This is a genomic window from Lactobacillus porci (assembly GCF_009695985.1).
Taxonomy (GTDB): domain Bacteria; phylum Bacillota; class Bacilli; order Lactobacillales; family Lactobacillaceae; genus Lactobacillus; species Lactobacillus absianus.
This window is the reverse complement of sequence record NZ_VUMX01000025.1, coordinates 21,468-27,859: the sequence shown is the minus strand read 5'-3', so window position 1 is coordinate 27,859 and position 6,392 is coordinate 21,468. Positions and strand designations below refer to the sequence as shown.

The following is a 6,392-nucleotide window of genomic DNA, read 5'->3' as shown; positions in this document are numbered from 1 at the left end:
AGGACTTGGTTGCGCTGATGTGCATAAACCAGTGCTTGCCGGATTTAAGAATCCTGGCAGTGCCAAAAGTCCATTCGTCATTCAGATACTGCTCAAAGCCGGGCATGGCAATCTCGCATTCAATCCGTCCGTCAAGGGTGTTGACGGACACGATCTTGCCGTTCTGCTTAAAGGAATAGTCCCGGCCTCTGACCTCATCCAGCTGCGGTCGCTTAAAGAAGATTGGCTTCCAAAGCCAGTCAAGATCGCGCTGAACAGCATAGCAGCCCTCGCCTTGGGGCGCATTGATGTCGTGGATTTTATACGGCTTTTGACCAAGCTGAGTTTGAACAGACTTGTATCTAGCAATAACGGTCTTCAAAACAGACTGAGCCATTTGGGATCTGAGGCTGAACTTCTGTCGCAAGTCGGAGTAGAGTGCTTTGTTCAGCTTTGCCTGGCGGAGTTCAAAGTCATGCTCAAAAACATATTGGGATACGAAGTTGCAACCCTGTCTGTAAATTTCCATGCTGTCTGCCAGCGATTTGGCATTGTCGGAACTGGCCACCTTGATGTGAGCTTTAATGGTCAAAGAAATTTCCATTGGTCATGCCCCCCTTCACTAAATATATTATAATACCAAACTGGTGAAAACGGCCACTGGAATACTAATTATCTAAAGAATTTAGAAAGGAGAAAGGCGCGCTCCCCCCTCGATTGAAATCGAAGGTTTCCGCGCGCTACATATTTATGAAAAATTGCAACCGGCTGACGGCAATTACGGGCATCTTAATCGTCCTGGCCTTTGCCGCAAAATGGTTATTTAAAAGTGAAACAGCAGAGTCCGGCCTGCTCCTGGCCGCCTCCCTCATCGGCGGCTTCCCGATCGCCGCATCCGCTTGGCAGGCCCTGAAAGTCAAAGTCATCAGTATCGACTTGCTGGTGACCCTGGCCATCTTAGGTGCCTTCGTCATCCAGGAATTCGAAGAATCCGCCATCGTGGCCTTCCTCTTCTTGTTTGGGGCCTATCTTGAACAAAAGACCCTGGCCAAGACCCGGTCAGCCATCAAGGAACTGGTGGAGATGGTGCCGGAAACCGCCCTTCGGCAGACGGCGGACGGCGACTTTGAAGAAGTTGACTTAGACGACCTGGACGAAGGGGACATCCTTTTGGTCAAGACCGGCGGCAAGATCCCGGTTGACGGGGAAGTCGTCTTCGGCTTCGGGACGGCCAACGAAGCAAGCATTACCGGTGAATCCATGCCTTTAGGCAAAAAGCCCGGTGACCCGGTCTACGCCGGCACTATTTTGGAAAACGGGACCATCCGGATCAAGGCGGAAAAAGTCGGGGATGAAACGACTTTTGGCAAGATCATCGAACTGGTCGAAGAAGCCCAGGACTCCAAGTCCCAAGCTGAGCGTCTAATTGACCGCTTCTCCAAGTACTACACCCCAGTCGTCCTGCTCCTGGCCATTATTGTTGGCCTCATCAGCCAAGACCTGGAACTGGCCGTAACCATCCTGGTTCTCGGCTGCCCAGGTGCCTTGGTCATCGGGGTTCCGGTTTCTAACGTGGCCGGGATCGGCAACGGGGCCAAGCAGGGGATTCTTTTTAAAGGCAGTGAAGTCATCACCAAGTTCAGCAAGGTCGACACGATCATGTTCGACAAGACCGGGACCTTGACTTACGGCGATCCCCGGGTCAGCCAGGTGAAAAAGTACGGCCAGGGCCAGCTGGCTGAACAGCTTTTGGTCAGCGTGGAAAAAGAATCTGCCCATCCCTTGGCGAAAGCCATCACTGGCTACTATGAAGACCTGGAAGCGAAAGAAGTTGAAGCTTCCCAGGTCCTCCAGGGCGGCGGGATCGTTGCTCAAGTAGCTGGCCAGCAGGTCCTGGTCGGCAACCGCTACCTGCTTGACCAGTACCATGTCCCGGTCACAAAAGAAATGGAAAAGGACCTGGAAGAGCTGGCAAGTGCAGGCAATTCCCTGGTTCTGGTAGCTGTTAACGGGCGGCTGGAACTTGCTTTAGGCTTAAAGGACGAGATCCGGGCTGGGGTCAAGGAAGACTTGGCTGCTTTAAAGAAGCTGGGCGTCAAGAACCTGCTCCTCTTGTCCGGTGACAACCAGAAGACGGTTGACCTGGTAGCGGAAGAACTGGGCCTCACTGAGGCATATGGCCAGCTTTTGCCAGAAGACAAGGCCGAATTTGTCAAAAAGCGGCAGGCAGCCGGTGAAATCGTGGCCTTTGTCGGCGACGGGATCAACGACAGTCCGTCACTGGCCCGGGCAGACATCGGGATTGCCATGGGCAGCGGGACTGACGTGGCAATTGAAACCTCAAACGTGGTCCTCATGAACGGCAGCTTTGACCGGATTCCGCGGGCTCTGGCCCTAGCTAAGGCTACCCGGCGGAACATGATTGAGAACATCACCATCGCCCTGGCTGTCGTAGCCGTCCTGCTGGTCAGCGTGTTAGCCAGCTCATGGATGAACATGGCCATCGGGATGTTTGTCCACGAAGGCAGCATCCTGGTTGTAATCTTAAACGCCATGCGCCTTCTGGCCTACCGGTCAAAATTACAAAAATCGCGAAAGTTGATAGAAAACAATTTTTCTCAAGCAGCAGGCCCGTATACTAAGGGCATTGAAAGTATCCAATAGGAAAAAGAAAGGACAAGAAATCATGCAAAAAGCAATTTTACAACTCGAAACATTAGCCTGCCCGACCTGCATGCAGAAAATCGCGGGGGCCATCGCCAATGTCGACGGGGTTGAAAAGACCAGCGTCAAGGTCCTCTTCAACGCAAGCAAGGCCAAGGCCAGCTTCGATCCGGACAAAACCAATTTGGACACGATCACTCAAGCCGTGAAGAATATCGGCTATGACGTCTTGAAGGCCAGCGCTAAATAAGAGAAAAAGCAAAAACAAGAAAAACTAAAGGAGAAAAATGATGATCAAGGAATTTTTTGCCAAGAACGATGAAATGTTAGACTTATATACGCAAGCAATTACCAAGGCCCACGGCGCCCACCATCCGGAAGTCTTTGAAGTCCGCAAGGTTTACGAAGACATTCAAAAGAAGGTGAAAGCCGGCCAGGAAGACTTAACTGCCGACTTCAGCAAGCTGCGGGCTTTGACCGCGGATTACGCCATTCCGGCCGACGCCTGCGGGGCGATGACTAAGACCTACCAGACCCTGGAAGAATTCGACCACTTGGTCCAGGGCTAATTTTTACCAGCAGAGGAGAGCAAAATGCAGCATATATGTGTCAGCCTGGTTCCATTATTCGCGGACCTGCCAGAAAAAGACCAGCTTAAGATCAATTCCCTGGCCAGCCACCGGCGCTATCAAAAAGGTGAGACGATTTTTCAGCCAGGGGATGAAAAGCTGCAGATCGTGGCCCGGGGAAACATGAAGGTTTACCAGCTGTCCGCCAGCGGCCGCGAGCAGCTGCTCCGGGTTGCCCAGCCGGGTGACTATGAAGGGGAAAAGCAGCTTTTTGGCCTGGAAAACGACAGCTTCTTCGGCCAGGCCATGGAGAACACGGAAATCTGCAGCTTGAGCAAGGCCGACTTCAACCGGGTCCTCCTGGAAAATCCCCAGCTCTCCCTCAAACTGCTGGAACTCAGTGCCCAGAAGCTGCTGGCCACGGAAAGACAGACCCAGTTCCTGGCCATGGAGCGGGTCGAAGAAAGGCTGGCCAGCTACCTGCTTGACTTGGCTAAGGTAAGCGAAAGTGACCAGGTCCAGCTGTCCATGAAGATGAAAGATATTGCCCTTTACTTGGGAACTACTCCCGAAACCCTCTCCCGCAAATTCAAACTCCTCGAAAAAATGGGCTATCTGAAAAGGACAGGCAAGCAGGTGAAAATCCTTGACGAAGACGGCCTGCTGGACTTGTAACAGGCAAGCAAAATCTCCCTCTAGATTACTAGGGGGAGATTTTTAGTGAGAAATTAGTGCAGATCAGTCAAGGAAGCGATCAGGCCGAAGCTAATGCCAGGGACGTTGGCAATAAAAACTGGCCAATCCTTGCTATAGCCGATTTTCTGGCGACTATGTTAAAAATCCGTTCCTGAGAGATAAGGCTTAAATAGCATTCTCAGCAGCAAGAGCCGTATCATTGGATTTGTTGGGCAAGTCAACTATCTGCTAGAATATGAATTATCTTGGACATGCAGCGTTAATCTTGCGCTGCTGGCCGGATTTGTGGTTAAGCATAGAAGTAAAGCGCGGCGGCCAATTGCCGCATCATGCGTAAAGGAGAGAAAAAATGACTGAAAAGGAAAAGATGCTGGCGGGAAAAATCTACGATTCAACCGATTCAGAACTGGTTACCCTTAGAGCCAAGGCCCACCGTCTTAGCAAGGAGTTTAACGACCTGCTCGAAAATGACGGGCGGCGGACAGAAATTCTCAAGGAGCTCGGAATTGCCGGAGATGCCTTCTACCTGCAAGGACCAGTTCAATTCGACTATGGCTGCTTTACCTCGATCGGGAAAAATTCATACGCCAACTTCAACTTGACCTGCGTTGACTGCTGCCCGGTGACGATTGGCGACAACGTCTTTATTGGCCCCAATGTCTCCTTGCTGACGCCGATGCATCCCCTCCGCTGGCAGGACAGAAACCAGTACGTGAAAGCTGACGGCACGGCGACCGATAAGGAATACGCCAAGCCGATAACGATCGGCGACAACTGCTGGCTTGCCGGCAACGTCACCGTTTGCGGGGGCGTGACGATTGGCGAAGGCTGCGTGATTGGGGCCGGCAGCGTGGTTACGAGAGACATCCCCGCAAACACGCTGGCCGTTGGCGTCCCATGCCGCCCAATTCGCGAAATAACGGCAGAGGATGCCTTGGAAAATCATCCAGAGCTCTTCTAAAAAATAATCAATCCAGATGCGCGGCGCAAGCTGCGCTTTTTTTGAATGCTATGCATGTCGAGGAATGATTGTGCATATATAAGTGCGTAAAGAAAATGTTATGAACAACAAGCAAAGGAGGCAGAAGGCGGCAACCAGCTTCTATTCCACTAAGAGACTGCGCCAGCACTTGTTCCGCTCAAACTGCTTTACGATCTGGCCCACACCAGCTACGAGGACTTGGGCGGCCTGGCCGACCGGCAGCTCTACAAGGACAAGTGCAATGGCCGCGGCGGCTTTTAGATCGGGTAGACCGCAAAAGATAAGAATTTTAAGCAGAACCGCCAGTCACTGGCGGTTATTTTTGTTATGATAAGGGCAAAAAGCAGGAGGCATCATTATGGAAATCAGACACGCGATGGCAGCAGACTTGGAGGCCTTGGCGGAAGTGGAAGCCGAGTGCTTCCCTAAAGCGGAGGCGGCAACGGCTGAAGAGCCTGCTGGCCGGGTAAAGTACTATGGCAACCACTTCTGGCTCATGTTTGATGGCGACCGGCTGGTGTCCTTCGTGGACGGGTTCGTGACCGATGAGGCGGACCTGACAGATGAGATGTATGAACGGGCCGAGCTGCACCAAGAAGACGGGGATTGGCAGATGATTTTCGGCGTCAACACTCTGCCATCCTACCGCAGGCACGGCTATGCCGGGGACTTGCTCAAGGCCGCGATCGAGGATGCCAAGAAGCAAGGGCGCAAAGGTCTGGTCTTGACCTGCAAGGATCGCCTTGTTCACTACTACGCCAAGTTTGGCTTCAAGAACGAGGGCGTCAGCGGGTCAACCCACGGCGGGGTGACCTGGTATCAGATGCGGCTGACATTTTAAGGACGCGGAGGGGAACAAAGCGATGTGTGGCAACTTTGAATTGACGGCAGATGACCTCAAGGCTCTTGATGCCGGCGACGGGGAAGCCTTGAATGACCACGGGGCAGCTTGCTACCGAGCGGGCGACTATGCCCGGGCGGTTGAATACTACCGCTTGGCTGCTGGCTTGGGCGAGGTGACGGCCATTGTCAACTTGGGCTATTGCTATCTATATGGTCGCTCGATCGTCCGCAGCACTGAACTGGCCATTGCCTATTTCAAGATCGCTGCCCGCAAAGGAAGCGTGGATGCCATGTACAAGCTGGGCGACATTTATTCCAGCAGCAAGTGGGGCGTCGAAGACAAGCAGCGGTCTGCTGAATACTATGAGCAGGCCATAGAGCAGCTTTTAACTCCAGCCTGGGCCTTCTCGGCTGACCTCCACCTGGCAGTCAAGCGCTTATTGCCATATCCGAGCCTTTGCTATGCGCTCGGGCGGGAATATCTGTCGCGCGATCTGGATTTGGCCTGCCAGTTCTTGCTGCTGGCCCATGTCGGCTACCAGATCTTCATCGAGGGCGGCGAGGACTACTACTGCAAGGCGGATCGCGAGGTCGAGGACTTGCTGGGGCAGTCTTGCTTTGCCGACCGGCGGAAGAAATGGGCCCAGGTTTTGTTCTGA

7 protein-coding genes and 1 pseudogene are annotated in these 6,392 nt (G+C 52.9%); 7 read left to right on the top strand and 1 reads right to left on the bottom strand.

The genetic code is table 11. The features are described from left to right. Positions 1 to 583, bottom strand: a pseudogene (locus FYJ62_RS08395) (RNA-guided endonuclease TnpB family protein); the annotation flags it as partial. Between the two features lie 146 nt (positions 584 to 729). Here FYJ62_RS08395 and FYJ62_RS08390 point away from each other — a divergent pair. The 7 genes from FYJ62_RS08390 to FYJ62_RS08360 all read left to right on the top strand — a co-directional run bounded on the left by FYJ62_RS08390 (position 730) and on the right by FYJ62_RS08360 (position 6,392). Then, a complete protein-coding gene (locus FYJ62_RS08390; RefSeq protein WP_154549241.1) occupies positions 730 to 2,643 on the top strand; it encodes a heavy metal translocating P-type ATPase in 1,914 nt (637 codons plus the stop codon). A 22-nt stretch (positions 2,644 to 2,665) separates the two neighbouring features. Continuing rightward, on the top strand, positions 2,666 to 2,893 hold the full coding sequence (locus FYJ62_RS08385; RefSeq protein ID WP_154549240.1) for a heavy-metal-associated domain-containing protein: 228 nt from the start codon (positions 2,666 to 2,668) through the stop codon (positions 2,891 to 2,893). 37 nt (positions 2,894 to 2,930) lie between these two features. Further along, positions 2,931 to 3,212: an iron-sulfur cluster repair di-iron protein, ric gene (locus FYJ62_RS08380; protein WP_154549239.1), complete on the top strand. Its 282-nt coding sequence runs from the start codon at positions 2,931 to 2,933 to the stop codon at positions 3,210 to 3,212. A 24-nt stretch (positions 3,213 to 3,236) separates the two neighbouring features. Then, positions 3,237 to 3,887, top strand: a complete 651-nt coding sequence (locus tag FYJ62_RS08375; RefSeq protein ID WP_154549238.1) for a Crp/Fnr family transcriptional regulator — start codon at positions 3,237 to 3,239, stop codon at positions 3,885 to 3,887. A gap of 370 nt (positions 3,888 to 4,257) precedes the next feature. Further along, entirely contained in the window at positions 4,258 to 4,869 is a 612-nt protein-coding gene (locus FYJ62_RS08370) for a sugar O-acetyltransferase (protein WP_154549237.1), read from the top strand. 379 nt (positions 4,870 to 5,248) lie between these two features. Further along, positions 5,249 to 5,731, top strand: a complete 483-nt coding sequence (locus FYJ62_RS08365; protein ID WP_154549236.1) for a GNAT family N-acetyltransferase — start codon at positions 5,249 to 5,251, stop codon at positions 5,729 to 5,731. A gap of 22 nt (positions 5,732 to 5,753) precedes the next feature. Next, positions 5,754 to 6,392 (top strand): tetratricopeptide repeat protein, encoded by a 639-nt coding sequence (locus FYJ62_RS08360; protein ID WP_154549235.1) that lies wholly within the window; start codon positions 5,754 to 5,756, stop codon positions 6,390 to 6,392.